At 62.0% G+C, this 26,392-nt stretch carries 28 protein-coding genes and 3 pseudogenes; 20 read left to right on the top strand and 11 right to left on the bottom strand.

Annotated elements, in window-relative coordinates; genetic code table 11:
- Window positions 1–377: 377 nt before the first annotated feature.
- Together AC0CH8_RS12045 and AC0CH8_RS12040 are read left to right on the top strand one after the other, a co-directional pair.
- Window positions 378–4,568: an RHS repeat domain-containing protein gene (locus AC0CH8_RS12045; RefSeq protein ID WP_465240097.1), complete on the top strand. Its 4,191-nt coding sequence runs from the start codon at window positions 378–380 to the stop codon at window positions 4,566–4,568.
- Between the two features lie 52 nt (window positions 4,569–4,620).
- Complete coding sequence (locus AC0CH8_RS12040) at window positions 4,621–4,914, top strand: DUF6968 family protein (RefSeq protein WP_465240096.1); 294 nt, start codon at window positions 4,621–4,623, stop codon at window positions 4,912–4,914.
- Between the two features lie 20 nt (window positions 4,915–4,934).
- On the opposite strand, the gene AC0CH8_RS12035 is transcribed toward AC0CH8_RS12040, so the two are convergent.
- Window positions 4,935–5,438, bottom strand: coding sequence for an ATP-binding domain-containing protein (locus tag AC0CH8_RS12035; protein ID WP_465240095.1), 504 nt, complete (start codon window positions 5,436–5,438; stop codon window positions 4,935–4,937).
- 274 nt (window positions 5,439–5,712) lie between these two features.
- Between AC0CH8_RS12035 and AC0CH8_RS12030 the strand changes: the two genes are divergently transcribed.
- The 8 genes and pseudogenes from AC0CH8_RS12030 to AC0CH8_RS11995 all read left to right on the top strand — a co-directional run bounded on the left by AC0CH8_RS12030 (window position 5,713) and on the right by AC0CH8_RS11995 (window position 11,993).
- Window positions 5,713–6,015, top strand: a complete 303-nt coding sequence (locus AC0CH8_RS12030; RefSeq protein WP_465240094.1) for a hypothetical protein — start codon at window positions 5,713–5,715, stop codon at window positions 6,013–6,015.
- Window positions 6,016–6,075: 60 nt separating this feature from the next.
- The gene (locus tag AC0CH8_RS12025; RefSeq protein WP_465240093.1) at window positions 6,076–6,282 is read left to right on the top strand and encodes a hypothetical protein; all 207 of its coding nucleotides are present in this window, start codon (window positions 6,076–6,078) and stop codon (window positions 6,280–6,282) included.
- A gap of 187 nt (window positions 6,283–6,469) precedes the next feature.
- Window positions 6,470–6,668 (top strand): annotated as a pseudogene (locus AC0CH8_RS12020) (IS5/IS1182 family transposase); the annotation flags it as partial.
- A gap of 283 nt (window positions 6,669–6,951) precedes the next feature.
- Window positions 6,952–7,200 carry a hypothetical protein gene (locus tag AC0CH8_RS12015; protein WP_465240092.1) on the top strand — a complete coding sequence of 83 codons (249 nt, stop codon included), beginning with the start codon at window positions 6,952–6,954 and terminating at the stop codon, window positions 7,198–7,200.
- A 229-nt stretch (window positions 7,201–7,429) separates the two neighbouring features.
- Window positions 7,430–7,750: a hypothetical protein gene (locus AC0CH8_RS12010; protein WP_465240091.1), complete on the top strand. Its 321-nt coding sequence runs from the start codon at window positions 7,430–7,432 to the stop codon at window positions 7,748–7,750.
- 1,035 nt (window positions 7,751–8,785) lie between these two features.
- Window positions 8,786–10,096, top strand: a complete 1,311-nt coding sequence (locus tag AC0CH8_RS12005; RefSeq protein ID WP_465240090.1) for an efflux RND transporter periplasmic adaptor subunit — start codon at window positions 8,786–8,788, stop codon at window positions 10,094–10,096.
- Window positions 10,083–10,784, top strand: a complete 702-nt coding sequence (locus tag AC0CH8_RS12000; RefSeq protein WP_465240089.1) for an ABC transporter ATP-binding protein — start codon at window positions 10,083–10,085, stop codon at window positions 10,782–10,784. The genes AC0CH8_RS12005 and AC0CH8_RS12000 overlap by 14 nt, the downstream gene beginning before the upstream one ends.
- Before the next feature lie 9 nt (window positions 10,785–10,793).
- The gene (locus AC0CH8_RS11995) at window positions 10,794–11,993 is read left to right on the top strand and encodes an ABC transporter permease (RefSeq protein WP_465240088.1); all 1,200 of its coding nucleotides are present in this window, start codon (window positions 10,794–10,796) and stop codon (window positions 11,991–11,993) included.
- Window positions 11,994–12,117: 124 nt separating this feature from the next.
- Here the strand turns inward: AC0CH8_RS11995 and AC0CH8_RS11990 are convergent.
- Window positions 12,118–12,758: pseudogene (locus tag AC0CH8_RS11990) on the bottom strand (replication initiator protein A).
- Window positions 12,759–12,887: 129 nt separating this feature from the next.
- On the opposite strand from AC0CH8_RS11990, the pseudogene AC0CH8_RS11985 reads away from it, so the two are divergent.
- Together AC0CH8_RS11985 and AC0CH8_RS11980 are read left to right on the top strand one after the other, a co-directional pair.
- Window positions 12,888–13,206, top strand: a pseudogene (locus AC0CH8_RS11985) (IS3 family transposase); the annotation flags it as partial.
- Between the two features lie 522 nt (window positions 13,207–13,728).
- Window positions 13,729–13,920 carry a hypothetical protein gene (locus AC0CH8_RS11980; RefSeq protein ID WP_465240087.1) on the top strand — a complete coding sequence of 64 codons (192 nt, stop codon included), beginning with the start codon at window positions 13,729–13,731 and terminating at the stop codon, window positions 13,918–13,920.
- Between the two features lie 184 nt (window positions 13,921–14,104).
- Here AC0CH8_RS11980 and AC0CH8_RS11975 read toward each other — a convergent pair whose 3' ends face one another.
- Genes AC0CH8_RS11975 through AC0CH8_RS11965 form a run of 3 tightly spaced genes read right to left on the bottom strand, consistent with a single transcriptional unit; the run spans window position 14,105 to window position 15,732 of the window.
- A complete protein-coding gene (locus AC0CH8_RS11975) occupies window positions 14,105–14,659 on the bottom strand; it encodes a DUF1190 domain-containing protein (RefSeq protein WP_465240085.1) in 555 nt (184 codons plus the stop codon).
- A 10-nt stretch (window positions 14,660–14,669) separates the two neighbouring features.
- A complete protein-coding gene (locus AC0CH8_RS11970) occupies window positions 14,670–15,083 on the bottom strand; it encodes a DUF350 domain-containing protein (RefSeq protein WP_204199741.1) in 414 nt (137 codons plus the stop codon).
- A 10-nt stretch (window positions 15,084–15,093) separates the two neighbouring features.
- Window positions 15,094–15,732 carry a DUF2491 family protein gene (locus tag AC0CH8_RS11965; RefSeq protein ID WP_465240084.1) on the bottom strand — a complete coding sequence of 213 codons (639 nt, stop codon included), beginning with the start codon at window positions 15,730–15,732 and terminating at the stop codon, window positions 15,094–15,096.
- Window positions 15,733–15,842: 110 nt separating this feature from the next.
- Between AC0CH8_RS11965 and AC0CH8_RS11960 the strand changes: the two genes are divergently transcribed.
- Genes AC0CH8_RS11960 through AC0CH8_RS11950 form a run of 3 tightly spaced genes read left to right on the top strand, consistent with a single transcriptional unit; the run spans window position 15,843 to window position 18,197 of the window.
- Window positions 15,843–16,280 carry a YjfI family protein gene (locus tag AC0CH8_RS11960; RefSeq protein ID WP_465240083.1) on the top strand — a complete coding sequence of 146 codons (438 nt, stop codon included), beginning with the start codon at window positions 15,843–15,845 and terminating at the stop codon, window positions 16,278–16,280.
- Between the two features lie 24 nt (window positions 16,281–16,304).
- Window positions 16,305–17,030 (top strand): PspA/IM30 family protein, encoded by a 726-nt coding sequence (locus tag AC0CH8_RS11955; protein WP_465240082.1) that lies wholly within the window; start codon window positions 16,305–16,307, stop codon window positions 17,028–17,030.
- Window positions 17,031–17,033: 3 nt separating this feature from the next.
- A complete protein-coding gene (locus tag AC0CH8_RS11950; protein ID WP_465240081.1) occupies window positions 17,034–18,197 on the top strand; it encodes a glutathionylspermidine synthase family protein in 1,164 nt (387 codons plus the stop codon).
- Window positions 18,198–18,252: 55 nt separating this feature from the next.
- On the opposite strand, the gene AC0CH8_RS11945 is transcribed toward AC0CH8_RS11950, so the two are convergent.
- From AC0CH8_RS11945 to AC0CH8_RS11935, 3 genes are all read right to left on the bottom strand, one after another.
- Window positions 18,253–18,591 (bottom strand): hypothetical protein, encoded by a 339-nt coding sequence (locus AC0CH8_RS11945; protein WP_465240080.1) that lies wholly within the window; start codon window positions 18,589–18,591, stop codon window positions 18,253–18,255.
- Window positions 18,592–18,604: 13 nt separating this feature from the next.
- Complete coding sequence (locus tag AC0CH8_RS11940) at window positions 18,605–20,107, bottom strand: L,D-transpeptidase family protein (protein WP_465240079.1); 1,503 nt, start codon at window positions 20,105–20,107, stop codon at window positions 18,605–18,607.
- A 79-nt stretch (window positions 20,108–20,186) separates the two neighbouring features.
- Window positions 20,187–20,774, bottom strand: coding sequence for a hypothetical protein (locus AC0CH8_RS11935; RefSeq protein WP_465240078.1), 588 nt, complete (start codon window positions 20,772–20,774; stop codon window positions 20,187–20,189).
- Window positions 20,775–21,106: 332 nt separating this feature from the next.
- Here AC0CH8_RS11935 and AC0CH8_RS11930 point away from each other — a divergent pair, with 332 nt between their 5' ends.
- The gene (locus AC0CH8_RS11930) at window positions 21,107–21,484 is read left to right on the top strand and encodes a response regulator (protein WP_465240077.1); all 378 of its coding nucleotides are present in this window, start codon (window positions 21,107–21,109) and stop codon (window positions 21,482–21,484) included.
- On the opposite strand, the gene AC0CH8_RS11925 is transcribed toward AC0CH8_RS11930, so the two are convergent.
- On the bottom strand, window positions 21,461–21,814 hold the full coding sequence (locus AC0CH8_RS11925; RefSeq protein ID WP_465240076.1) for a response regulator: 354 nt from the start codon (window positions 21,812–21,814) through the stop codon (window positions 21,461–21,463). The genes AC0CH8_RS11930 and AC0CH8_RS11925 overlap by 24 nt on opposite strands.
- 207 nt (window positions 21,815–22,021) lie before the next feature.
- Between AC0CH8_RS11925 and AC0CH8_RS11920 the strand changes: the two genes are divergently transcribed.
- The 3 genes from AC0CH8_RS11920 to AC0CH8_RS11910 all read left to right on the top strand — a co-directional run bounded on the left by AC0CH8_RS11920 (window position 22,022) and on the right by AC0CH8_RS11910 (window position 23,583).
- Window positions 22,022–22,210: a hypothetical protein gene (locus AC0CH8_RS11920; RefSeq protein ID WP_465240075.1), complete on the top strand. Its 189-nt coding sequence runs from the start codon at window positions 22,022–22,024 to the stop codon at window positions 22,208–22,210.
- Entirely contained in the window at window positions 22,207–22,410 is a 204-nt protein-coding gene (locus AC0CH8_RS11915; RefSeq protein ID WP_465240074.1) for a hypothetical protein, read from the top strand. Before AC0CH8_RS11920 ends, AC0CH8_RS11915 begins: the two co-directional genes overlap by 4 nt.
- A 609-nt stretch (window positions 22,411–23,019) precedes the next feature.
- Window positions 23,020–23,583, top strand: coding sequence for an FxDxF family PEP-CTERM protein (locus tag AC0CH8_RS11910; RefSeq protein ID WP_465240073.1), 564 nt, complete (start codon window positions 23,020–23,022; stop codon window positions 23,581–23,583).
- Between the two features lie 311 nt (window positions 23,584–23,894).
- Here the strand turns inward: AC0CH8_RS11910 and AC0CH8_RS11905 are convergent, their stop codons facing one another.
- On the bottom strand, window positions 23,895–24,581 hold the full coding sequence (locus tag AC0CH8_RS11905) for an N-acyl amino acid synthase FeeM domain-containing protein (RefSeq protein ID WP_465240072.1): 687 nt from the start codon (window positions 24,579–24,581) through the stop codon (window positions 23,895–23,897).
- Window positions 24,582–25,411: 830 nt separating this feature from the next.
- Between AC0CH8_RS11905 and AC0CH8_RS11900 the strand changes: the two genes are divergently transcribed.
- On the top strand, window positions 25,412–25,543 hold the full coding sequence (locus tag AC0CH8_RS11900) for a hypothetical protein (protein WP_465240071.1): 132 nt from the start codon (window positions 25,412–25,414) through the stop codon (window positions 25,541–25,543).
- A 474-nt stretch (window positions 25,544–26,017) separates the two neighbouring features.
- Here the strand turns inward: AC0CH8_RS11900 and AC0CH8_RS11895 are convergent, their stop codons facing one another.
- Complete coding sequence (locus AC0CH8_RS11895; protein WP_465240070.1) at window positions 26,018–26,284, bottom strand: hypothetical protein; 267 nt, start codon at window positions 26,282–26,284, stop codon at window positions 26,018–26,020.
- Window positions 26,285–26,392: the final 108 nt, after the last annotated feature.

Here is a 26,392-nt window from a genome sequence, read left to right as displayed (position 1 = left end):
CTGCCTGCATATTTTGTTGGACAAATAGCTTTTCAAATTTGATTGCGTGTGTTCTTCTGTCTTCAAGTGGCATTGGGTCGGAGAAAGATCATGGCGTTCAGTAGGTCCGTTAAGACTCTGCTCTGGTCTCCTGTGGCGGTGATTGCTGTCAGCGCGCCGTCTTTGGCTGCCGAAACAACGACATATAGCTATGACGCAAAGGGTCGATTGATCCAGGTGGTCAAATCAGGCGGTCCGGTCAGCGGTACCGTGACCACTTACGAGCACGACAAGGCCAGTAATCGCAAACGGGTGCAGACGGCCGGCGCACCACGCTGAGCCGATGATCCGGTACCGCACCTTCTGAAAGGTGCGTCATCATTCAATGGGGGATGTTCATGATCGCACGTCTTGACGTGCGCACCGTTGGTGCGTGCGCGTTGTTGCTCGTCTCGGTCTCCCTTCCGGCGATGGCGTCGGCGCAGGTGGCCGGAGAGGCGGCACCGCCGGAACGGGCGCTTGTCGATGAGAACGGGGTGAACGTCGCAACCGGTGCTTACCGCGTTCCGCGGGCAGATTTCGTCGTGGGATCGGGCGTGGGTGCGATCGCGAATGAACGTATCTACGGGCGGCCCATATGGGCCGATGCCAAGTTGCTGCTCGATCCCTATCCCGCCTCCGGTGGCACGATCAGCGTCGGGATCGGTGAGAAGGCCTATCGGTTCGTCCGCAGCGGTAGCGGCTTTCTGCCCGCCTCGGATGGCGCGCGTCTCGTCCTCACCGGGGGTGTGCATACGGTCATCCTGCCTGAGGGAACGCGCTACAAGTTCGGCTTTTTCGAGAAAGCGACGCGGCATCAGAGCGGCTTTGTCTCCACCTACAATGCGTACGCGTACATTTCGTCGATCGAGCATCCCAACGGACTCAAGGAAGACCTGACCTGGCAGTCGGAGAGCTACTGTCCCTTCGGAGGCACATACGACCCCGATACCGGGCCGACCTGTCGCACCTATGGCGGATCGACGTGGTCGGGTCCGCCACCGCAGCTCTGGCTGACGCGGCTTACGGCGATTTCAAACAGCGCAGGGTACCGGATCGATCACAGCTATGCAGGAAACTTCCTGGGCGGGGTTCGGAATCCGACGCAGGCAGAAATCGACGCGTGGTCGAAACTTTCCGGCGCACAGGGAGGCAACAACTCGGGCGGGGCGGGGTCCCTGCCGGGTGCAAGCTATGTCTTTGCCAGAACCCCGATCACCGGCGGCTACGTAACGACGACCGACGTTACCGACACACTGGGGCGGTCGACGCGGTACACGATGCAATATGGCGGCAGCGGCAGCTACAATGCGGTTCGTCGCCCCGGCAGCGGGGCAGACAACGAGCGCGTCAACGTAGATGCGTCCGGTCGGGTGACGTCGGTCGTGCGCGACGGCGCGACGTGGAATTATGCGTTTACGCAACCCACGGCGACGACATCCGCGTTGACGATGACCGACCCGACGTTCAGGGTACGAAAATACCAGTCCGACCTCACCGTCGGCCTGCCGACGCGCGTCGAGGACGAATATGGCCGTGCTACTGTATACAGCTACGACAGCAGCAATCGGCTGAAGACGGCGACCTCGCCGGGCGGCCAGGTCACGACGTACACATACGACGCCAACGCGAATGTCACCCAGACGACGGTGACCGCATCAGACGCCGCAACGCTGACCAGTTCGGCAACCTACGCGGACTATTCCTGCACGACCGTCGGCACCTGCAATCGCATTGCGACGAGCACCGATGTGCGCGGGGTGGTGACGACGTTTGGCTATGATCCGACGCATGGCGGCCAGACATCGGCGATCACGTCGAACGCCGGCGGCGTGAACCCGAGCAGCCAGACCCGTTACACGCAGGTGGCCGGTGTGTGGCTGCCGTCGCGCACCTGGTCGTGCCGGACGCAGGCGAATTGCGACGGAACGGCGGACGCCGCGCAGACGAGTATCCAGTACAACGCCAATCTGCTGCCCTCGACCATGACGAGCGGCGCGGGCGACGGTTCGCTGACGGCGACCTCCAGCGCGACCTACACGGCAGCAGGAGATGTGCTGACCGTGGACGGCCCGCTGGCAGGCGCTGCGGACACCACACGCCTCTACTATGATGCGGCACGCCAGCCGCTGGGAGCCGTCGGTCCGGATCCTGACGGCGGTGGGCCGCGGCTCGGGATGGCGACGCGTAGCACCTATGACAACTGGGGTCGCGTAACTGTCAGCGCGCAAGGGACCGCCAGCGATCAGGGCGATCTCGCGCTGGCGAACATGAGCGTGCTCCAGACGCAGACGGCGACGCTGGACGCGGCCGGGCGAACGACGACATCGATCTTTGCAGCAGGCGGTACGACATTCGCGCGGACGGACCAGGCCTATGACGCCGCAGGCCGCCCGACATGCACCGCACAACGTATGAATCCATCGGCGTTCGGAACCGCCGTTGCAGCGTGTTCTCTGGGCGCAGCAGGATCCTCCGGGCCGGACCGCATCACGTACCTTCAACTCGGGCCAGCCGGCGCACTTTCCGGGGCTTGGACGAGCGCCACGACCGGCTATGGCACGGCGGAGGCTGCGACCGAGACGGTGCAGCAGACCGTGACCGGCAAGATCCTCAACGTCACCGATGGCAACGGCAATACGACCAGCTACGGCTATGACGGTTTCGACCGGTCCAACCGAACCACCTATCCGGGCGGCAGCTACGAGCAGGTCGACTACGCAACGTCGGCGACGGCGACGGTCAGGCCGGGCGACGTGTCCGGCGTCCGGCTGCGCGACGGCAAGTACGTGACCTTCGGCTACGACGCGCTGGGCCGGCGCGCGACGACCGTGTTCAACAATCCGGTGGACATTACCGACTCCAACCTCACCTACAGCTACGACCTGCTAGGGCGGGTGACGCTGGCCCAGGACACCAATGGGCACAATGTTGGCTATGGACGCGATGCGCTGGGCCGGGTGACGACCGAAAGCGGGCCTTATGGCACGCTGACGAGCCAGTACGATGTCGGTGGACGTCGAACCCGACTGACATGGGGCGACGGGTTCTTCGTGACCTACGAGTACGACACCAGCGGCGCGATGACGGCGGTGCGGGAGAATAGCGGACTGGTGCTGGCGTCGTACGGCTATGACAATCTGGGACGGCGCGTGTCGCGGGCGCTGGGGAATGGAACGAGCACCACCTACGGCTTCGACGCGGCATCGAGATTGACGGCGTTGAACCTGAACGCCGGCGGCCAGCCGAGTGCCGGGACGTTCGGGTACAATCCGGCCGGCCAGATCGTGAGCCGGACGGTGTCGAACGACGCCTATGCCTGGGCAGGGGCGGTGAATGCGAACCGGGCCTACACAGTGAACGGTCTGAACCAGTATACCGCATCGGGCGCCGTGGTGCCGACCTATGACGGCCGCGGCAACCTGACGAGCGCAGGCGGGGCTGCGTATCTCTACAACAGCAAGAACCAGCTGTCGGGGGCGAACGGGACGTACCTCTATTACGATGCGACCGGGCGGCTCGATCAGGTGACGCAGTCGGGCCTGACGTGGGAATGGGATGGCAGCACTTTGGTGACTGAGCGGTCCGGCGGTGCGATCGTCAAGCGCTACGTGCACGGGGCCGGTGTGGACGAGCCCGTCGTGTGGTATGACGGCTCTGGCACCGGCCAGCGGCGCTGGCTGGATGCCGATGAGCGGGGATCGATCGTGCGGGTGACGAACGATGCGGGCACGGCGCTGGCGGTGAACACGTACGACGAATACGGCATCCCGGGCGCCGGCAACGTCGGCCGCTTCCAGTACACCGGCCAGATGTGGATGCCCGAGCTCGGCTTCTACCACTACAAGGCCCGCATGTACTCGCCGACGCTTGGCCGCTTCATGCAGACCGATCCGATCGGCTACGGCGATGGGCTGAACCTCTATGGCTATGTCGCTGGCGATCCGGTGAACAGCACCGATCCTACAGGACTGGCTACATATATTGGAAGATGGCGGTGCCAACCAGGCTATGACTTCGGTCGTCCCGGATATTGCCGTAGCCCCGGGTCTAGTAGCTTTAGTGTGAACGAAACTACAGTGACAGGGCGTGGTCCTCCATTTCCGGCAACTCTTGATTGCTTGGGCAGAGGGATCCCTGGAGGTGGCTATGGCATGTGCGATGATGGCATGCCTTCGCCTAGCAGACCCGGCCTAGGTGCAAGCCCAGGGCAGTCGCCTGCTTTAACGCCGCAAAGTCTCCAGCGGAAGGGTCAGAAACCCCCTTTTCATGATGAGGGCGATCCAGACTACACTCGGGACCTCAACAAATGCCGCGCTCTTGCTGATGCGGGAAATAGGGCAGCGGCTAGCCGTTGTTATTCAAGTGCGGAGGCGCGCAAGGGTTTGCGGGACAGGGGCACTCCGGAGAGTCAGCTGCCACCATTGATCACTTGGAAGAATGCGGCGGGCGTCGCAGGGGGTGTTGCTGTCGGAACCATCCTCTATTGGGTGATTAGTGAAGGCTCTCGTATTCTTTTTCCGCCTCGTAATTTGGTCCCAGTGCCATGATAGGCCCGATTGTTGCGAACGACAATGTGTATATTTGGTAATTTGAGAGTGGATGGCAATGAGAGTTGAAAGGGAACTTCTAGATAGTTTGGGATCAAGGGTGATTCTATATATAGAATGGCCAGAAAGCACAGGTCGTCGTGATGAATTTTCATGCAGGATTGGTCTTGATGGGGCAGGCATTAGCAAAAGCACCCTTTTATATGGCGTCGATCCAATGCAGGCACTGTTGATGGCAGTTAGGCATATGGCTGGTTTTGTTGAGCGCGAGTCCAAGGCGATCAATCCGCGTCGATTGTTATGGGATTTGGGTGCGGCGGAGGCTGACTTCGGACTTCTGTCTTAGTTGCTGCCATCGATTATTTCTTACTTGGCAATTGCCATCCCCACAGCATCGCGGATGCCGAGGGCATCGGTGAGGTCGGCGCGGCTGTCGGCGTAGAGGGTGGCGAGCTTCCGTGCCCTGCTGATCGCGACATAGACGGCGCGGGCATCGACGATGTTGGCGCGGTAGCTTTCGACATTGGCGAGCACGCGGTCGCTGGTGGCGCCTTGCGCGGAATGGATGGTGCGGACCCATCCGTGGCGGTCGGCGAAATGGGTCATGTCGAGAATCTCACGGCGTCCATCGTCGCACGCGACGACCATGCTGAAGCCGGCGGGGTCACAAGCGACCACCTCGGCGGTGTGGCCGTTGAGGTGGTCGGCGCGGTAGTTGTTGCGGGTGAACTGGAGCCGGTCCCCGGCGCGGAACTCATGCTGCACCTCGGTGAAGGCCTCGGCCTGGTAGGCGCCCCAGCGGGCGGGTTGCCAGTCGTGGGCGCGGCCCTTGTGGGGGACGAGGCGGACGGTGCCGGTCTGGGCGTTCACGGCATCGACGCGGTAGCCCTTGCCGGGACGCGGGCGCCCCTTCTCGGATTGGCGGAAAGTCACGATGTCGCCGGGCAGGTAGGAGTCGGCCTGCCCGGCTGGGCGCGGGTGAGGCCGTCCCCGGCTGCGCAACGGTCTGCGCCGCCCGCAGAAGGAGGAGATCGGCTACCGCACCACCACGTTCGACTGTGAGGGCATCGGAGCCGAGCGCCGCGACTATGTCGCCTGGCTGCTCGGTGCCTGCGCGGCCGAGGGCGTCAAGGTCGCCGACCTTATGGACGAGGACGCGATCGACCTCATCGCCGAGCGCCTGCGCACCCCGGTCCAGATCGAGATGTACCTGACCCCTGCGTTCGAGCAGGGTTTCTGCCTCGCCGCCAAGCCCGTCACGGTCGACATCGTCGAGCAGGTGCTGTCGTGCGTGATCGACGACCTCGAACCCCACCCTGACGCGGAACGGTTACGACGCCGGCGCGCTCACCAGCCAGCTCAACATCCGGCCGTCCGATGTGCGTGCGTTTCTCGCCGGAACGCTGGACACCAAACATACCCGCGAACTGACCGAGCGGTTCCGTGAGGCGGGGGTGCCGATATGATGGTGTCGCAAGCACTTGCATGACATCGATACCTTCTACAGGTGTGCTTCATCGCGGCAGCAACCACGGTCGGCGTATTGGTGACAGACGCGCTTGCGTTCAGGTCACCGGCCAATCTGGTCTGGATGATCGGACTGCCCGTTGCAGTCGGGATGGCCGGCAACGTCGGTTGGGGTCGACGGTGCTTTATGGCCATGGCCCTGCTTGGCGTTTCGTTGGTGGGCGTGAACTTCACCAGCTATGGCTGATGTTCGTCATCGCCTTCCTCAGATTGGCATTCAGCCTGAGCAGGCCGACTACGATTGCAAGCGGGCGCGCATGATGGCGAGCACATTGTCATTTAGCACGAGCAGTCCGGCCCGCCCGCTGTCAGCCAAACTGAGCAAAAAACTTCTCCGTTTGCGAGCAGGGGCCGCTACGTTAGCAAGCGCCCACATCCAACCCTGCATCCCGGGCCGCAGATCGCGCAACGACCGGTCAGACACGACAAGCGCCGCTACCGGCGCCGCAACCGCATCGAGATCATGTTCGGCCGTCTGAAGGACTGGCGCTGCGTCACCAATCGTTACGACGCTGCCCAACCGTCCTCTTCTCTGCCGTCGCGCTCGCGGCCACCGTCATCTTCTGGCTTTGACGAACGAGTCCTGAGCCTACGAAGGCCGCAAACTTAAGCCTGAGGGACAATGTGCGGACGGCCAGCACGAAGGCGAGCGTGTAGTGGCCGATAATGCCGGCAACGATAAAGTTATGATGAGCCTTCTGCGCGACTGCTTGACCGGGCATGACGCTGATCCTGGTTATCGTGCATCGAATGAACGTGGAGCTTCGATGACTGCGATGCGGAAGGTTGATCCGGCCTGCCGCGAAAACGCGGCTTGTCGGAGTAGGATACAATAGCGGCAGGATAGCTCACTTCGGTGGCTCACGTCGGTAGCGGACGCAAGATTCGAGAATTCCATTACTCGATCTCGATCGGGACGACAGCTTTCCAGACCATGTTCGCCGTTCGCGAGCAGACGTATCAGCATTGCGAGCCGCTACAGCTATTAGCCAGTGCAATGCTGCTCATGTGCGGGGCGTGCAATTCCAGTTCGGAAGCCGTCGCCGGCGAGAACATGGCACTGCCCGGATCCGCCGCTTCTGAGAGCGAGAGGAGCAAGCTGTAAGTGACGGTCCAGCGCGTTCAGCGCCGGACCTGTCCCAGCGAACGGTGCAGCGACGTGGGCTGGGCCGGTTTTCGTCAGACCCTCGCCCCACTGGAGCGACGCGACGGATGGGTGCGGATTACGAAGTTCTATGACGCCAACCGCCCGGGGGGCGAAGCCGCTATGTCGATGCTGGCAACGGCAGGTGTGAGGCCCCAACGGCATCGTCCACGGCAGATTCGCCGAGCGGGTGCCGGCAACCGCGCTATTCAGCGACCGCCCGCCCGATCCCGCGGAGAAGGTCACGGTAGGCGAGCGCATCGTCGGGCAGTCGGACGATTTCGCACAGTATGACGCGACGTTCGCGCGCGTGGCGCATCGGCTGATCGGAGAGGTACGCTGTACCGCGGGCGACTTTACCGCGCAGGGCGGGTGGATGAAGTCGGTCAACGAATACAAGAACGACCCCGTCTACATCCACCTACTGTGGCGGCATGACGATCAGGAACCGTATCTACATGAATGCGGAGACGAGAGCGGTGTTGTAGAAAGCCAACGAAGAAGCGGTTGAAATCTCCGACAGCTGTTTCTGGTACGGAGTCGACCGACGCCTGTTGGTCCCACCTTATTAAAATCTCGTTCTCGATGACAACTCGCTGATAAAAAGCGGTAAGTTTCTTGTGCTCCTGACTTGATTGCGCCTGATGAGCAGTGCTATTGCTATAGTACACTAGTGCAGGACTGGGTCACTGATCACACGCTGTAATAGCAGCACTTTTTCCATTTCACTCCGCAAATGGATCAAACAGATGCCGAACGGATCGAATAGTCTTTGCCTGTGGGAAGTAGGCAGACCAAGAATTTGTTTCGGCGGAACAATGCCGTCGAATAAAAGGCGTGTAATCGATGACCAAGATGAAGAAGCTGGTAGCAGTCACTGTCCTCGGATCGGCAATGATGTGGGCGGTGCCATCACAGGCAGCGGGCGCGGTCTGCGCATGCATGCGGGGTCATTGTGTCTGCATCGTCTGGGCTTAACCTTGGCGATCACGGCGGTTCGGGACGGCTATAGCTGTCCCGAACCGTTTTCTATTGGGGGTTGGAATTTATGCGAATTCCGTTGATATTTCTTCTCTGCGCGCTTTCGGCTTGTGACCGGGAAGCAGATTTCACCACGCCGGGGGGACTTACGGCGCAAGATGTTTCAGGGCGTCATCGGCTCATTTTCGAGCCATCGAAGCGCAAGGGCTTCAGCATAACAATCTCCAGCGCGCCGGGGGGACCGCTAGAAAAGTCCATGCAGCTCGATGTCGATATAGAGCGTAAGGGCCAGGGACTGGGCGGGTGCACGACACGGGATCCCGGGAAGCCAACCGGTCCCGGTGATGCCGTCTGCACCTTGGAAAACGGTAGTCTCAACATCGTCTCCGGCAATCCAAAAGGGATGCACTTCCAGTTCGTCTTCAAAAACGGTACGAGTGGGATCGCAGGGCCTGCATATATGGCTGGTCCAGCGATGCCGAGTGGCCGCCTAGAAATCGGTACCGCTCAGTTGCGGGACATGCCTCTATCGGTCGAACGCCCCTAGCGTGCCCGAGACATCATCGTGAACGCTATCGACATACTCCCGCGGAAGCCGGCATTTCAAAGGGTTTGGGCGATCCTGCGCCTACGCAAGCGAACAATTGCTCTGCTGTCGCTCTGCATTGTCGCGATCATATTCACCGTCACGACATGCAGCGGGTCGGCTTCCAGTCGCTACGACTTCCTGACGATCGATCGCGGTCCGGTTGAGCGGACCGTAACCGCATCGGGAACGCTTCGGCCCGTGGAAGTGGTCGATGTCGGTGCGCAGACATCCGGACTGTTGCTTCAGGTGACGGCCGATTACGGAACCCGCGTTCGCCGGGGTCAGTTGCTTGCGATCATCGACCCTGCTTCAAGCCGTTCTGCACTTCGGCAGGTCCAGGCGCAGATCGGCAGCGGCCAGGCAAGCGTGCAGCAGAGCGCAGCTGGCCTGGATAGTACTAAGGCCGAGTTAGAGCGCGCGACCCGCGAGTATGAGCGAAGAGCCGCATTGGCCGACCGCGGCTTCTCCAGCCGCAAGGATGTCGAGCAGAGCCGAGCTACGCTCGATCAGGCGCGTGCGAGCGTACGAGAGGCCAATGCGCGCATCGCCGTCGCTCGCGCCGACATTGACCGTAATCGTGCGTCGCTTGCCGAGGCGGTCAACAATCTGAGCCGCACCCGCATCGTCTCGCCAATCGACGGCGTGGTGATCGACCGACGTATCGCGCAGGGGCAGACGGTGGCCTCATCATTCCAAGCTCCCGTATTATTCCGCATCGCGGCGGACCTAAAACGGATGCAAATCGACGTCTTCGTAGACGAAGCCGATATCGGCAACGTGCGAATCGGGCAGAGTGCGCGATTCAGCGTCGATGCCTTCCCGGAAGATACGTTCAAGGGTACCGTCACGCAAATCCGCCAACAAGCCAGCGATACCCGCGGTTCGGTAACCTACACGGTCGTCCTCGATGTGGCGAACGCCAACGGGCGCTTGCTGCCTGGCATGACGGCCAACGTCAGCATCGTCACAGGCCGCGCTCGCGATGTCCTACGCGCGCCGACGGCTGCCTTATCCTTCGTGCCGGAAGTAACGGTTCCGGGCAGTGGTATCAGCGTCAAATTCGTATCCGAGACCGAGGCCAACCGTCTTCGTCAGGGAGTGCCGGAGACGTCGTCGACGAGCAACAGTCGTACGCTCTGGCGAGAATCCGAAGAGGAACGAGGTGTAACCTCCATTCCTGTTCAACCGGGGCTGCGCGGTGACGAATTCACGCAGCTTGTCGGTGGCGATATCCACCTCGGCGACAGGGTCGCGATGCGGCTGAGAAATACCGATGTCGCGCACTGAACGGGTCAAAGCGCTCGACGCCCGGCGGGTGTCCAAGCGGTACGGTATGGGCGATGCGACCGTCCATGCGCTGTCGGACATCAGCGTTACGGTCGAACACGGCGACTATGTGTCGATCGTCGGGCCTTCGGGATCGGGCAAAAGTACCTTCATGAATCTGGTAGGTTGCCTCGATCTGCCCGACGTGGGCACGGTAACAGTCGGTGGAGCCTGTACGGCGGATCTCGACGCGGAAGGGATGGCGAAGCTTCGACGGGAGCGGTTAGGCTTCGTGTTCCAAGGCTTTAACCTGCTGCCACGACAGTCCGCGCTCGCCAATGTCGCCCTTCCGCTCGCCTATCGCGGTCTGTCGCGCCAGGAAGGAAACGACCGCGCGTCTGAACTGCTCATGCGTATGGGTCTGGGGGAACGTCTCGGACACCGCCCCGCGCAGTTGTCCGGCGGTCAGCAACAGCGGGTCGCGATCGCGCGGGCGTTGATCGGAGAACCCAGCCTGCTCCTCGCCGACGAGCCGACGGGCGCATTGGACACGGGCACATCAAGGGAGATCATGGATCTGTTTGGTCGCCTCAATGCCGATGGCGTCACGATCCTGCTCATCACCCACGATCAGAGCGTCGCTGCCCAAGCCCGCCGGCAGATCACGATCGAAGACGGACGCATCGTCGATGATCGCGTAGCGCGCTAGATGCTGGCGTTGAACATCGCGATCGCCCTCGACGCGATCAGGGCCAACCGGCTTCGCTCGATCCTAACATTGATCGGCGTTACGATCGGCGTCGCTTCCGTCGTGCTCGTGATGGCGCTCGGGCGCGCCGGGCAGATCGAGATCGAGAAATCGATCAACGCGATGGGCCGCGATATAGTGATCGTCTGGCCGGTCGCGGATGCCGCACGTTCGGCGGCGTTGCCCGGGCGGGGCCGCTTGAGTCAGCGCGATGCCGATGTCATCTTGCGCTCCGTCAGCGGCGTGACGTCGGTGACGGCGCAACTGCGCGCGACGGGTGACGCCGTGACGCCTTCGGGCCATGTCCCCGTTACGATCCTCGGCATCGACCCCGGATACATCCAGACCGTCGCGCCGCAGGTTACAGCGGGGCGCTTCATGACCGTGGCCGAGCTGCGAGGATCGCAACGCAGCGTCGTGCTGGGGCAAAAGGCGGCAGCGAAGCTGTTCCCGTCCAGCAGCGCGGTCGCCGGCCGCGTCCGCATCGCCGGTGTGCAGACCATCGTGGTCGGCGTACTAAAGAATTCCGGTGGCGATCAGGACACACAGGCGATCATGCCGCTGGCCACTGTCAGGGGCAGGATGCTGGGCGAGGATCGTGGCAGTCCGACGAGGATAGACGCACTGCTCGTCCGGTTCTCTCCGACCGTACCCGCCCAGGTAGCTCGCCAACGCGTCATCGCCACGATGCGGACGATCTACAGGGTTCGAGAGGGGGCGACCGACCCTTTCACCGTCGTCAGCACCGAGGAATTCTCGGCCGCCAGCAAAGGCATCATCACCGTCTTTCGCGCAGTGCTCGGCGCTATCGCCTCGATTAGCTTGATAGTCGGTGGCATCGGCATCACCAACATCATGATCGTTTCGGTAACAGAACGGACTCGCGAGATCGGGGTAAGGCTGGCGATCGGCGCAAGTCCGGCCGTGATCCGACAGCAGTTCCTCGTGGAGGCGATCATTCTCTGCGCAATGGGGGGAACGCTTGGGATCTTCATTAGCGTGGTTCTGACGACGACCATCAACTTGACGACCGGCTGGCAGGCTTCGACCAGCCCTCTCGCCGCTCTGGGAGCACTGCTCTTCTCAGGCTTTCTTGGCCTTGTAGCGGGATACTACCCCGCCAGGCGCGCCTCGCGCCTCAATCCGATCGAGGCCTTACGGTCGGAATGATTTGCTGACAGCCGCTTTTCCACCGGTTCAGCATCCAACCGATCCCAGCGTCGATCGTACGCGAAAGCCGACCAGCGTCCTGATCTTCGGTCGCCCGCCGCGGGGGAGGGCAGCTTTTCCTCGATCAACGAGACGACGTATTTGGGCAGTGATTGTTGCGCGGCAACCTCGCGGGGCTGTTTCTTGGATATTCCAGTGCACGCTTGTCGGTCGCGCAGCCGACGCGCGCGGCCAGCGCCTCCATGTCGACTTTGAAACCGTCGCCGTTACCGCAATTGAACTTCGCCAACTCATACAGCCGGCGCTCGATCGCGCCGAGCTTGAGGAAAACGAGGTGATAGGCGGCGATCCGCCGGTCGGTCAGGATCGCGCGGTGCAGCCAGTCACAGCCCATGACCTCGATGCGCTTCACGCGACGCTCGCCTGTGGGCAGCTTGGTGTATTTGATGTCGGCCTTCAGCAGCCACGAGAAGGCGCTGTCCGATCCTTCACCGCCCCGTTTCGATGTTGGTGATGATGCGTACTTTGCAGACGGTTCAGAGATGCCTTCAGCGACGTGTAGGATCGGGCAGAGGCATTGGTGCTGGTGACGCGGAACAGGTCGTTGGCGGTGAAGCTCATCATCCAGTCGACCTGCTCTCCGCGTTCCATTCGCTCGGCCATCAGGCTGGCGATGTAGATAAGGATTTCCTTGTCGTAGATCGTGGCAATGCCGGTCTTGCTGGGATTGATTTCGATCCGGGCGTGGCCGTTCTCGAAGGCCATCGGCGTCATCTGCGCCTTCTTCGACAGGGCGAAGAACGGGAACTCGGCGACCGTTCTTTCACCGTGAACGTCACCGGGGTCAACCGGTCGGCATGGCAATATGAGCCGCCTCGCGGGAACGACGATGCTGTCCGCGAGCGAATGCGCGAGATCGCGAACGAGCGTCGTCGGCTCGGCTACCCGCGGCTGGCGATCTTGCTCAGGCGTGACGGCATGAACCTGAACAAGGTGTATCGGCTGTATTGCGAGGAGCGGCTGACAGCGCGCAAGCGTGGCGGCCGCAAGCGCGCGCTGGGAACGCGGGCACCGATGGCGATCCCGCAGGAACCCAGCCAGCGATGGTCGCTCGACTTCGTGTCGGACTCGTGGGCCTGCGGCCGGCGGTTCCATATGCGCGGGCGTTATCGACGACTACAACCGGGAGTGTTTGGCTTGCATTGTTGACACCCGCCGAGTTCACCAACCGACCGCGCCAAGGGCTTGAGGGCACAGAAGCTAAGTTATCAGCGGCCCGAAAATGGGGAGCACGTCACAACCGGCGAGGCTGGGACGACAGTCTATCAGCGACAGCTCAGCGGCTGTGCTGCTCGGCGTGCAGGGCAACCGACGGACTTGCCGTCCGGCCCCGTCTGGTCGTCGGGCGTGAGGAGCCGACGGGCGAGCAGCTTCCTATCCTGATGCAGCGACGTGGAAGAAGCTTGTGTCCCGCTACCGGTCGTGTCCGGTGCTGGCATGTGCAACCTGTACAACCTCAACGTCGATGCTTGTGGCTACTTTGATGCACTGGCAGCAGCCGACGACGCGGCAAACGTGCGGTCGAGAAGGATTACGCCGCGCCCGGCAAGCCGGGATACGTCGTCCGCCGCGACAACGGCCAGCGCGTGCTGAGCACGATGCGCTGCTGCTTGCCGACGCGCAAACCCCGCAAAAGACTGGCTCGCGAAGGCGAGCTACCGTTCCTATACGACTGGTGGACGAACTGCCGAAACACCTCCAGCAACTTGTGGAAGCCGCTGACTTGTGGAAGGTCGACCAGGATCACGACCGGGTCTACGCCTTCTGCACAACTGAGCCGAATCCGCTGGTCGCACCCAAGCATCCGAAGTCAATGCCGGTGATCCTGCTTGCGGAGGATCAGGAGCGCCGGTTGATGAAGCGCTAACGTCGCTCGCCGCGTATCCGTCTCAGCTAATGAAGGTCAGTTAAGCGAACACGAGCTCTATCAATAGATAAGATCGAACACAGGCGTAACGATCATTTTCCTGGCGTGGCTACCAAACGACATAACCACTACTTGGAAAAAAACTTTGCTGCGTGATGCTGCGGGCCGCAAACTGACTAAATCCCTAGCCGCCGAAGCCACCCCGACCGAAGCCGCCGCCAAATCCGCCGCGCGAGATCACCGAGCTGCGCGACTGCACGCGGGTAGGCGCACGCGCGGCCGGATTGAATGCCGATGAGCCCACTTGCGTGCGCCCACTGACATAATCGCGGCTGATCCGGGTGCCGCCACCCCCGAAATAATTGCCGTCACGATCACGGTACATCGGCGCGCCGCGGTAACCGCTGCCCCCGTTGAACATCTGCCCGACGATGAAGCCGGTCAGCAACGGCGTGAAGAAGCTGCCGTTGTTACGCGGCGCGCACTGCGCGGGGCCGAACTGCTCCTCGCACGTCTGCTTGCTGTCGAAACGCGGTGCGTTTTGTTCGTTGGCTTTCTGAGCCTGCGCGAACGCCGTTTCGCACTGGTCGGCCGGGATGGCACCGGCGGTGCGGCATTCGGCGACACTCGTATAGCTGCGCGCGTCGACCGGGGTATCGGCAGGGCCGTCACAGGCGGTCAGCGACAGGCCGGTGCCGGCCATCAGCGTCGTGAGAACAATGGACTGGGAACGCTTCATCGGTCGATCCTCACGAACTCATGCAGGCGGCGTTAAGCAGGCCCACGCCCAGCGAAATGCTGGCCATGTAGATCGCTGCCGCCAGTTCGCCGCGAACGATCCGATCGCTGAAATCCCGCATGACAGCAAGGCGGACGATCGTGAAGGTCACGATCTGGATGAACCCTGCGAGAAGCGCCCAGATCGCGAATTCCAGCAGGCTGACGGTATGTTCGAGCGCGGACGCGAGTGGCAGGATATACCCCAGCAGCGCAGCGCCCAGCGTAATCGCTGCCGCGACGTTGCCGTCCCGGATCAGATTGCGTTCGTTGTACGGTGTAGCCGCCTGATAGATCAGCTTGAAGGCAATCGTAAACAGTCCCGCCGCGATGAATGCGACGAGAAACGCGATCGCGCTGTCACCGAAACTATACCCGTCGTTCATGCTTCTTCCTTCATGCGCGAAACTCGCCGAGCTCCAGCGCCATGCCTAGCATGATCTCGAACGAAACCTCGCCTGCTTCGTTTTCCTGATCGATCGCCAGCAGCAACTCGCGGCCGTCACCCTCGACCGTGCGGGCGTAGAGCATGCACGTCTGGAAGATGCGCCGATCGACGATGCCATCGCGGTCGTCATGCACGTCCTCCCAGAAGGAGACAGGCTCCTGCCGTTCGGCCTCGTCGCCGAACCAGGCGCGACGATACTCCGGCAGACCGTCGTCGGTGAAGCTGCGGGCGGTCAGCCGCTCCCGCCACGCAGGTCGCTCTGACGCCCCGCCGGGGTAGCGGCTCTGCCACGGCGCGAAGATCGTCACGTCGGTGATATCCTGCCCGGCGCGATCGTTGCTCACCGCCTGGAACATGACGTCGTCGTCCGTATAGAAACGGTGAATGAAGCCGCCTTCGTCAAGCGCGACCACGCCTTGCGCGACAATCTGCAACGTGTCGGAATCGAACGGAAAGAGCAGAGCGCCGCCGAACCGCCGCCATGCCAGAGGATCAAGCACCACCGTACGCCCGATCGTCACGTTGCGGATGGCGGGCAAGCCCGGCGCATCGTTGGCCGATTTGCGCCCGAACAGGCGGTCGAACATAGGAAGGCCTCGCTGAATGCTTGACCCCGATTAGAACAGCGTGGCGACAGCCGCTAGCGCGTGTTGCACGAAACCCTATGTAGGAACTCGCATCACGGGAGAAGACGCGCATGACCGACATCGCCTGGACCGTTCGCACACTGAAGGCGGCTCTCGACCTGAGCGAGCCTGTGCAGGGGGGCGAGTTCGGCCTGCGTATCGTGGAGGGCGCCGATCCGGTTTTGCTGGTGACGATGCACAACCACGGTGATCTCGAAGCGTATGTGAACGTAAGCGCGGAGCAGATCGCCGCCTCGGTACTGCTATGGCCGTGCGACGAGCAATCCGACCGCGCGGCGTTCAACGAGTTCCTGCTGAAGGCACAGAAACTCGTGCCCCTGTCGAACTTCGGCATTGCCACCGTGGATGGTCGCGACTTTTACGAATTGTTCGGCGAACTCGCGACGACCTCGTCGCTAGACACGATCATCATCGAACTTCGTGCGCTGGCCGAGAATGCGATCGAGGCGGCAACCGATCTGCGCACCAGCTTTGCCAACGCGGCCTGACCCCTTTCTCGGAGAAGTGTAGATATGGCTATTTGGAGCAAGCTGTTCACGCTCGGCCGCGCCGGTGCGAACGAAGCGGCAACCGCGGTGGTAGACGCCAATGCGCTCCGCATCCTCGATCAGGAAATCCGCGACGCCGACAAGGCGCAGGGCAAGGCGCGTGACGATCTTGCCGGTCTGGTCGCACGCCGCCGCATCCTCGAAACCGAGGTCGAGAGCTTCCGTTCTCAGGCGGCGAAGTATGAAAGCTCGGCGCGGATCGCGATGGAGAAGGGCGACATGGATCTCGCCCGCCAGGTGGCGCAGCGCGTAGCCGATCTCGAGCAGGACATCGCAATGAAGGCGCCGCAGGTTGCCGAGATGCGCGCAGCCGAGGACAATATCCACAAGGCCGTTGCCGCGACGGACCGCAAGATCGAGCAGTTGCGGCGCGAAGTCGAAGTGGTGAAGGTGAACGAGTCCGTGCAACGGGCACAGGCTACCGTCGCCTCGAGCGCGGCGGGTTCGTCGATCGGATCCGCCGCGCAAAGCCTCGCCCGCATCCGTGAACGGCAGGCCATTCGGGGCGAGACGATCCGCGCTGCCGGTGAGCTTGAGGATCGGCGGACTGGTGCCGATCTCGACGAGAAACTGCGGCTCGCCGGAATTCTGCCCGGCCAATCCTCCGCCGACGATGTCCTGGCGCGACTCAGCGCACCCAAGCCGACGCTGCAGATCGAGCAACGTGACGATACATCGCGCGACAACTGACAGGTGCGCCGCGTCACCCTCAATCCTCGCGCCGACTGGCGGGCCAAAGCCGATGCCATAGGCTTCGTCTACAAGGACCATGAGGGCGCTGCTTATTGGGACGAGAGCGCGGCCTACGCCTTCTCGTTGCGCGAGATCGAGGAGGACATTGAGCCGGTCGCAGCCGAACTGCACGGCATGTGCCTCGATCTCGTCGATGCAGCGACCCGTGATGCGACGCTGCTGACGCGGCTCGCGATTCCGGCGGCCCAGCACGACCTGGTGGCGCAAAGCTGGCGTACGCGTCAGCCATCGCTTTATGGCCGGTTTGACCTTGCCTATGATGGTACGGGTCTGGCCAAGCTCTACGAGTATAACGCGGACACGCCCACCTCGGTGTTCGAATGTGCGACGTTCCAGTGGCTGTGGCTGGAAGAGCTTATCTCCAGCGGCGACCTCCCAGCCGGGACGGATCAGTTCAACAGCGTGTTCGACAAGCTTCGGGCGCGCTTTGCGGCAATCTTTCCGCAAGGCGGCTTCGTGCACTTCGCGGCCGATGCCGGCGAGGTCGAGGATCGTCAGACGGTACGCTTCTTCGAGGATCTTGCGATGCAGGCGGGCATTGAGCCGAAGTTCGTCGAGATGCAGGCGATCGGTCTGAACGCAGCCGGCCGCTTCGTAGATGCAGACGATTTGGAATTGCAGGCGGCGTTCAAGCTCTACCCGTGGGAGATCATGTTCCGCGAGCCCTATGCTGCGAACCTCGCCTCAGCGGGCGTGCAATGGATCGAGCCACCGTGGAAGGCGATCCTGTCCAATAAGGGCATCTTGCCTCTCCTCTGGGCACGGCACCCCGGCCACCCCAATCTGTTGCCAGCGTTTTTCGACGAAGACCCCGCAGCCGCCGCATTGGGTGCCGATTACGTCCGCAAGCCATTGTTCTCACGCGAAGGTGCCAACGTAGAGGTGGTCCGTGCCGATGCCGCGGTCACGGAAACCGATGAAGGGTACGGCGCGGAAGGCTTTGTTCGTCAGGCATTCCACCCTGCGCCGTTGTTCGATGACCGTCATGCGGTTGTCGGCGCGTGGATTGTTGGCGACGAGCCTGCCGGTATCGGCATCCGCGAGGACGATGCGCTCGTCACGCGGAACCTGGCACGCTTCGTCCCGCACTATATCGACGGGTAGGCATCTCCGAGTCTGCGTAGTAACTGCTGAAGCTGGCCGCTGATAATTAGAAACTCTACTTCTGTTCGGTCTGCTCGACCGGCGTGTCCTCTGTCGCAGGAGCCTCTTCGCGAGAGGCCCGTGCAGTCATGCCGGTGGCGGACGCGTCGTCCAGCATCTGCTCGTCCGGTCGGGGGGCAGCTTCAGGTGGAGCTTCTGCGGTCAGGTTGGTGTCGGGTGTGGCCGACGGAGTGGGGGAGGGTTCGGGTGAAGGAGTGGCCGCGGGTTCGCGCGGATCGAGTGCCTCGACCTGATTGGTTTCGGTTGGCGCGGGCTCTTCGCTCGAGCTCGAACATGCCGCGAGACCGATGGTCAACAGCATTGCCGCCAATGCCAGGGGTGTTTTCCGTATCATCGTTCTTCCTCTTTCAGCGGGCGGCGAGCGCCTGACGCGCGGACCGTGCCTCTATCTTCGTGGCCAGTGTTCCATCCCAATTATAAGGATCACTGCGGAAGCTGACCTGCCCCGCCGGGTTGGCGAACGCCGTCCAGTATAGCAGATAAACGGCCACCGGATCGGCCACCTTGGCGCGGACGGTCTTGCCGGTCGCGACAGCCTTGTCGATTGCGTCGGGCGTCCATTCCGGCGTGCTGCTCATCAACGCCTTGGCGAGTACGGCCGGCTTCTCCAGGCGGACGCAACCGTGGCTCGCGAGCCGATCGAATCGCGCGAACCCCGATTGTGCGGGTGTGTCGTGAAGGTAGACCGAGAACGCGTTGGCAAAGTCGAACTTGAACTTGCCCAAAGCACTACGCTCGGAGGATTGTTGCAGCCGCTTGGTCCCATCCGGAGCTTCGATGATGCGGAAGCCGTTCCGAACGAGATAGCCGGGACTCGCCTTTTCCTTCGGCCAGAGTTCACGGTTGGCAATGCCGGACGGCACATTCCACGGCGGATTGAGGACGATGCTATGAACCTGCGAGGATAGCATCGGCGTCTCGTCGCCGGGTCTCCCGGTCACCGCTTTCATCGACAGGACCGGCGCGTCGCCGTCGAACAGCGTCAACACCGCGGCGGCAATGTTTACCTGAACGCGGTTCTTCGCCAACTCCGGTGGTAACCAACGCCACCGCTCCATGTTCGCCTTGATCTGCCGGATGCGAGCGTCGACCGGCACATTGAGCGCGGCCAGCGTCTGTGCACCGACCTTACCGCTGGGGTTCAGCCCGTACCGGCGCTGGGCGCGTCGCACTGCCTCGAGTAAAGCGGCATCGAAGCGATCGCCCGAGCCCGTAACCTGCAAATCTTCCACGGCAAGCCGTCGGCGCAGCGCCGTCACGCGGGCGCCGGTCATTCCGAAGGCAAGTTCCGGCCCCAGAGTCATCGCTGTCCATCCGTCGACCGCCGCAATCGCGCGGTAGCGGGCAAGCCCCGCGACCAGCGTGTCGTACCCGGCGTAGGGCGGCGGCAACGACGCGATCCAGGCAGCCAGCCGATCGTTGGCGACCGCATTTCGAAAAGCCGGCAGGGGATCATAGGCAACGGGCCGCATCGCCCAGTCGCGCTGAAAGTCGGCCTCCGCCAGTCGCCCGGAATGAACGGCCTTGGCGTGGTCCAACGCTGCACGAACCAGCCCGTCATTGTCCGTTGGGACGGCAGGGGGCGTATCGCTCAACCCCTGTGCCACAGCGTCCTTGCCGACCAGACTGGCCAGCTGGATCAGCTGTCCGGTCGATAGCTGCGGCAGCGCTACCGGTTGGGGCATTGGCGGCGGGGGAACGACTTCGGGAACCGGCGTGGGGGCGAGCGGCGCAACGTCCTGCGCCTGCGAAGCCGCCGACCAACTCCACGCAGCAAGCAGTATCCACAGTGTCGTTTTCCAACGGTAGCGGGTCAACAGAGGTGAGTGGCTGTGCATCGTGGTCATCATCGTGCCCTATCATGCTGCCGCCCACAGTCGCCCCACTTAAGCGACGTGCACCTCAAGGACCGGTGACGGACAATCCCAGTCAGCCTGCCTTTTTGGCTGCCACCGGCTGAGCCGCCACCGCCAGCTTGTACATCGCCTCGCCCGTAAAGCCCCTTAAAGCCCCTCGGCTCAGCTTCACGGTCTGACCGTTCGACAGACAGTAACCCAGCGCCGGCTTCAGCTTCTCAACAGCTGCCGTCTCCGCCCCTGAGTAAGGCTCCGCCATAAGCAGCGCGTGGACGTCCTGAGGCGCCTTCCGGGCCACGCAGTCTCCAAACGCCCGTCCAGGCTTGTATTCGGCCGGGAGTGACGCACTACCGCCCTCGAACTCGGCGGCAAGGCTTAGGGGCTGAAGGTCCACAACGCCCGCTGGCGGCCCCAGCTTTCCGAAGTCCCGGCGGTAGAGCGCGGGGTACAGTGCGTCCCTGAAGGTGTCGGGCTGTATCTTCATCTCGAGCTTGGATGCACGGCGCCGCATGGCCGCTGCGTTGAGACAGGTCATGTCAGCGGCTTTCAGGGCCGTGGGGAAATAGCTGGGACTGCCAGGCACGGTGCGCAGGAACGCTGCGACAGGCTTTCTGAAGCTCTTCCTCGAAACCACGCAGTCCGCATAGCCGGCGAGTTCCACCTGAGCCTCTTGGACTGGAATGGCCTGGGGCTCCTGAGGCGTGGCGGGGCGGGCGGACATAGGGGCTGCTAGCGAGGTAGCAGCGAGGAAGAGGAGAGAATGGCCACGATGCATAGGTGAGGCTTCCCGCTGGTTGAGCGCAGCCTATCACGGGGTAGCTCGGGGGCAAGCTCCATAGCGCAACGTCGCCTCGGCGGGCTGAGGGGTGGGGGCAAGATGCCGCAAGCTGTTGAGGGTGCATTGCTATCCCGCGGCATCAGTGTAGCAAGCCCCCGTCACGACGGGCGCCTGGCGAACTGCACGGACTCATGAGCGGACGGGGCAGGAAGCACATGTCGAAGCGGGTGATGCTGATCGAGGACGAGCCTCTGCACCGAAAGCTCTACACGATCTGGCTGCAGCTCGGCGGACACACGGTACATACCGTGACGGACGAGCGCGTGGCCTACGTGGAGGCGGCGAAGGTTCGGCCGGATGTCATCATCGCGGATATCCGCCTTCCACATCTTGACGGTCGCGAGGTCATCCGGACCCTGAAGGCCAGACACGACACCAATCATATTCCGGTGCTGGCGCTCTCCGTTCTCAACACGATCGACGATGAGGATGCCTGCTACAAGGCGGGCGCCGACGTCTTCCTCAACAAAAGGGTAGGTCGAGAGGCGTTGCTCGCTGCCGTGGGGCGACTATGCGGCAGCCAGCGCCCTTGAGAAGGCGTCTGCCAGCATCAGCGGCGAGAAGGGCTTGGCCAGCACGGCGACCGCGTATTTACACGAACCACACTCGTCCGGCGTGCCGGTAATGAAGATGGTGGGCAGCTCTCCATGCCTGGCGCGAATGACGTTGACCGCATCGGGACCGCGCCCCTTCGCCAGTCGGATATCGGACGTGATGACCTTCGGTCGGTGCGCGGCGGCCATGCGGATCGCATCGTCCGCCGTCTCCGCAACGTCGAAGCTCGTGGCTCCTTCATCCCTGAGGAAGTCGCAGATGATCTCGGCAATCATGGGCTCGTCTTCGATCACCAGCACGTGGCACATACTCGGGTCCTGACTTCGATTAACCACTACGTCACGCCTACTGGCCTACCAAGCCACTCGCAACAAACGGAAATTCACCCGGCATTAGGCTCAATTCGGATCGACCTGACGGCATCGATCATCGCGTCGGTTCTTTAAGATGTCGTTAACCACCAGCGCCCACTTTCCGGGCCGCGGCGGGAGAGGCTCGGCCGCCGGGATACCCTGATGGTCCACTACCGGCTCTACATTCTCGGGCGCTACGGCCGCATCGCCAAGGCGTTCGATCTACATCACCCGGACGATGATCACGCACTGGCTGCGACAGATCAGCACTCGCACTCCTATGGCATGGAGCTATGGAGCGGAGTGCGGAAGGTGCAGCACTTTCCCGCACCGAAGGAAGCTGGCCGATGAGGATGATGGGAGGCGAGCGCCGCGACCGGAGCGCAGAGCTTGGTGACCTCGCCAGAAGCGTGCGGGAACTCATCACCAGCGACAGTCAACCCGAAGCACGGGCAGCCTACGAAGCAGCGGCTTCGGACCTGGACCGCCGGCAGGCCCGAGCGGAACAAGACGAACACGACCGGTCGGAGCGGCGGTTCAAGGAGGCCTGACAGGGGCCTTGCAGCACGACCGATCAGTGGGCGAGCCGAGAGCAACTCAACACGATCGAGCGGGCCGCTACAGTCGAGTTGGCGGCATCGCACGTCCTTGATAGTGGTTCGGTCTTGCGGGCATCGTCAGACCAAAGGCAGGGATGGGCGGGGTAGGGTTCAGTACGCGTGGCGGCGCCCTCCGTGCAAGTCAGCCAGCCCGTCACACCACCTCAGCGCGTCGCTCCGAGTAATCGGCCTGTCCGTGCTAACGTAGGCGCCGGTTCATCGCGGAGAGCGTGCAGCCTGCTATTTGAACCGGTAGCGGCATGCCATGAAACCGAGCGCATCTTATGGATCCGTTCCAGTCGAGGAACGGATCGAAGATTCGTTTGTTGCCCCGCTCAGAACCAGGGCTTCGACTATGCTCGCTCGCGCATACGAGCGCGTTCCAAGTCGCTTTTTGATCTGAATAGATGGTTGTTAATCAAGCATTAATCTTGTTGACGCCGGTTCATATGAGCCATATGGTTAAGAAGGTTCAACCTGTTCGAGTCCCGGCTTGCGCCGTGTGAGGGTGCTTGATCAGGTTTTGGATTTCAAGCTCGGTCAGTAAAGGGGTATCGTTTTATGAACAAGAAGCTCGCATTTGCAGCGTTCGCCGTCGCAGGCGTAATGGCTAGCACGTCGGCGTCGGCTGCCTGCGTCGGCAACGTGTGCACGTATGTTCCTGGCGATACCGAATTCCAGACCAGTGGCGACACGACCTTTCCGATTACCGGGCAGGTGTCTGCGGATATTGGTCGGAATGGCGTCGGCAGCGGTACCTTCACGGACATTTATCAGTTCATCGTCGACATCGACGGCATTGGTAGTGGCTCGTTCTCGACCAGCCTTTCCGGACCGGGCACCAACATCGACTTCACGAGTGCAACGTTCAACGGCCTGGTCGTTACTCTGACACCAACGGGCGATATCGAGTTCGGTGGCCGTTCGGGCATTGCGATCACGGCGGGTGCGCTGAACCAGCTGATCATCAACTACACGTCCGATGGTCTCGGCTCGTATGGTGGCAATCTCTCGTTCACTCCTGGTGCCGTTCCTGAGCCTGCCGCTTGGGCACTGATGATCGGTGGATTTGGAATGGTCGGCGGCACTCTGCGCCGTCGCCGTGCGCGCGTTCAGTTCGCCTGATCGCGTTACAGAATATCGGTTATCCGGGGGCGGCAACTGCGGTTGTCGCCCCTTTTTTTATAGTAGCTGATTCAAGATGCCGCGAGCTGCCTGCGGTCGCCGCATAGAGACTATGACAACGAATTGGTTCCTCAGCAGGCCTGTTCTCGGCGGGCTGAGACTGACCGCAATCCATGCCTTCGCGTTCTCGACCGATGATCGAGTCACACCGCGATGTGCGAGGCAGCAAGACACTTCCGGGCGTGTTGGTCTGAGGTGCCGGTCAACGTCGCCCGCACGCGAAATGGTATCGGTGGCGGGCGGGCGCGAGCTCAAGCTGCTGCGCGCCACTCAGCGGGGAGCCGTCCGCACGTGCTCCTCGGCATGCCGAAGATCATCTCGTCATCTACCTTGCACAGACGCGCGATGCGATCTGCGATGCCGAGCTCCTCCTCTTGTGAAAAGAAGTACGGGTAGAGCGAACGGCTGTTCGCCTTTACTCCCGCCCGCGTACACTCAATGCGTCTGCGCATATCGCGAAGATTAAGCCGCATCAGCTGCACGGGCGTGTCGCTGGGCCACCACTCGACCGATTCATCGATTTTGGGGTCGCCAACCCGCACGAAGCCGATCATCGCCTCATAATAGCGCGTGTGTCTTGGGTGCACTTCGATAACGACATCCGTGCACCCGAAAACCTGCATTCCGTAAAGAAGTATGACGTGAAACAAGGCAGCGAGAACGGCGGGCGAACTCGTGTCGGGGTCAACAGCGAACTTGGTCAGATCGCACAGCCGGGTCCCAGGTTCGTCCCTGAGGCTGTTCAACTCTATCGAGAAAGTATGATCCGTCGCCAGGCCCGCTTGAGAGTCTACAGTTAACGTCAGCGTTCCAACGACATCGTTATCAGTGCAACTCGTAAATACGGCGCAGTGCTTCCCATCGGCTAGCTGGTGTTTGGATCCGTAGCCGCGGGATTGATACATACGGTTCAGAAGGAGACTGGCCTCCTTCTTCATCACTTCACAGTCCGCAAGATGCACGGATATGTCGCTGCTTTGCTGGTCCTTCGCGAGCGAGCCTCGTCGGGTCGAGAGCAGGCCGGCTGAGGGCGCTGCGAGGGTCGAGGAAGTTGCAGTTTGGTGCACCGTTGATAGCCCCCTTATTGAGCGCTGCTCATTCAAGGCAGTCGCCGAGCCGCGACGACATTCTCTATCGGCTCGTGATGAGGGTAGCGGAACCAAGATTGATAAAAACCGTTTAAAGCACCTTTTTGCGGCAGGCGGGTCGCTGCTTGCGTTGGGAGGATCATCCTCCGGAACCATCACCTAGAGGCGGTCAAACGATTGTAGACAAAGTACATTGCGAAACTTCGTGGGACCCACCGTTCCGTCGGTTTCAAAGTGAGTGCGTATAGAGCGGGCTATCCTCGATGAACCTTCGCCCGAAGGCTTGTGTCGCCGTCTTCAAGCTCAACCTGGGCGTATCGTCCCATTTTGGGACAAAGGTTGTGGCCGCTCATGGCTTCCGATATCAGGCAACCGAGGCGGCTGGTTTGCTTTCCCTTACCAGCCGCCTCACAGGGCGTTGGATCCATGCCAGCGCAATGCGCTGCAAGGCGCGCTACAAGCTTCGGAAAGGTAGCAAATGATCTCGCGTCGACGGCGAGGATCACGATTGTGGTTCGTCCGCGTGGCGGCCTTCGTTCTTTGTGGGCTCCCCAGGACAAATGCACGTCAGGGTAATCTGAAGCGGGTAGGGCCGCCGGATGCTACGCCGACGCGAACCGGCCAGCTGTTCCGCTAGTTCAACTCTTCGCCGGAGGTGATCCTGTTGGCGGTGCTGATGTATGTCTGCTTTCCCGCTCAGCCTGCGCAATGGCGAGGATCTGCTGTTCGAGCGCGGTTTCGTCGATAGCGCGAATATCATGAGCCTGCCGCATCGACATAGCTTTGGAACGGCACGAACCGCTTCGGCCTGACTGTCGGTGATCGCGTCGCCGGTGGCCGCCCCGATGAGAGTGCCAGCCGCCTTGAACCCTCCGCGATCACGCCAGCGTGTTTCGAGCCGCGTTATCGTTCGGGGCGACGGCGATACGCCGCACCCCCTGGCGGTTCTGCGGCGCATCTGGGACCGTCGCCATCGGCGAGGCAGAGCCCTTCACGGGCGGGTCGTCGAGGCCGTCCTGGTTCGAAGGCGGAGAAGCACCGAGCGTCCCGCGCTTAGCCCTGTGGATAGCTGGGCTTTGCGCGGCCTCAGCGAGTCGTTCGTGCTTCTCGCCGCCCATCGCAAGCGGCGTGGCCACGCCAGACCACGCTTTACCGTCGTCACTGCCACTATCATGCTTGTGACCCTCGTCCCGTCTGCCTGCACATGCGGGTGCAGCAGGCGCTGACGACAGGCGAGATGCGGCTGCGGTTCCGTTGGAGGCTAAGCCGCGAATGCTGGCGAGAACCTATTCCAGATCGTCTTCGGTGATGACGACGAGATCGCTCGTGTTGCGGGCGGCGACGTCGATGCAGATATCGACGAGTTCGTCGCTGAACCGCTCGAACAGCTCCAGGGCATCGTTCTCGGGTTCGTCGCCGCTCAGTTCGGTGAGGACAGCGTATTTGACGGCGAAATCGCGATCGTCGCCGGCGATCTCGGCGGTAAATTCGACCTGCCGCTCGCGATCGTTGTCGGTCAGGCTGTCGTGATCGATCTTGAAACGGCTGGGCATTGTGTGAACTCCGGAAGCGGTCGGGCGACCTGCCTTCTTTGACCGGCTTGCACAACCGCTAAAATCGCCTGCTCGACATGGCCGGATGTTCACCTGCCGCACCTGCCG

The organism is Sphingomonas sp. AC435 (assembly GCF_979253005.1).
The sequence above is the reverse complement of the archived record's forward strand: the minus strand, read 5'-3'. Positions and strand labels throughout refer to the sequence as shown.

Coding starts and splice junctions, on each gene's coding strand:
- AC0CH8_RS12045 (WP_465240097.1), top strand. CDS start 378: ATGATCGCACGTCTTGACGTGCGCACCGTTGGTGCGTGCGCGTTGTTG.
- AC0CH8_RS12040 (WP_465240096.1), top strand. CDS start 4,621: ATGGCAATGAGAGTTGAAAGGGAACTTCTAGATAGTTTGGGATCAAGG.
- AC0CH8_RS12030 (WP_465240094.1), top strand. CDS start 5,713: ATGGACGAGGACGCGATCGACCTCATCGCCGAGCGCCTGCGCACCCCG.
- AC0CH8_RS12000 (WP_465240089.1), top strand. CDS start 10,083: ATGTCGCGCACTGAACGGGTCAAAGCGCTCGACGCCCGGCGGGTGTCC.
- AC0CH8_RS11975 (WP_465240085.1), bottom strand. CDS start 14,659: ATGAAGCGTTCCCAGTCCATTGTTCTCACGACGCTGATGGCCGGCACC.
- AC0CH8_RS11970 (WP_204199741.1), bottom strand. CDS start 15,083: ATGAACGACGGGTATAGTTTCGGTGACAGCGCGATCGCGTTTCTCGTC.
- AC0CH8_RS11965 (WP_465240084.1), bottom strand. CDS start 15,732: ATGTTCGACCGCCTGTTCGGGCGCAAATCGGCCAACGATGCGCCGGGC.
- AC0CH8_RS11960 (WP_465240083.1), top strand. CDS start 15,843: ATGACCGACATCGCCTGGACCGTTCGCACACTGAAGGCGGCTCTCGAC.
- AC0CH8_RS11955 (WP_465240082.1), top strand. CDS start 16,305: ATGGCTATTTGGAGCAAGCTGTTCACGCTCGGCCGCGCCGGTGCGAAC.
- AC0CH8_RS11945 (WP_465240080.1), bottom strand. CDS start 18,591: ATGATACGGAAAACACCCCTGGCATTGGCGGCAATGCTGTTGACCATC.
- AC0CH8_RS11940 (WP_465240079.1), bottom strand. CDS start 20,107: ATGATGACCACGATGCACAGCCACTCACCTCTGTTGACCCGCTACCGT.
- AC0CH8_RS11930 (WP_465240077.1), top strand. CDS start 21,107: ATGTCGAAGCGGGTGATGCTGATCGAGGACGAGCCTCTGCACCGAAAG.
- AC0CH8_RS11925 (WP_465240076.1), bottom strand. CDS start 21,814: ATGTGCCACGTGCTGGTGATCGAAGACGAGCCCATGATTGCCGAGATC.
- AC0CH8_RS11920 (WP_465240075.1), top strand. CDS start 22,022: ATGGTCCACTACCGGCTCTACATTCTCGGGCGCTACGGCCGCATCGCC.
- AC0CH8_RS11915 (WP_465240074.1), top strand. CDS start 22,207: ATGAGGATGATGGGAGGCGAGCGCCGCGACCGGAGCGCAGAGCTTGGT.
- AC0CH8_RS11910 (WP_465240073.1), top strand. CDS start 23,020: ATGAACAAGAAGCTCGCATTTGCAGCGTTCGCCGTCGCAGGCGTAATG.
- AC0CH8_RS11905 (WP_465240072.1), bottom strand. CDS start 24,581: ATGAAGAAGGAGGCCAGTCTCCTTCTGAACCGTATGTATCAATCCCGC.
- AC0CH8_RS11900 (WP_465240071.1), top strand. CDS start 25,412: ATGTCTGCTTTCCCGCTCAGCCTGCGCAATGGCGAGGATCTGCTGTTC.
- AC0CH8_RS11895 (WP_465240070.1), bottom strand. CDS start 26,284: ATGCCCAGCCGTTTCAAGATCGATCACGACAGCCTGACCGACAACGAT.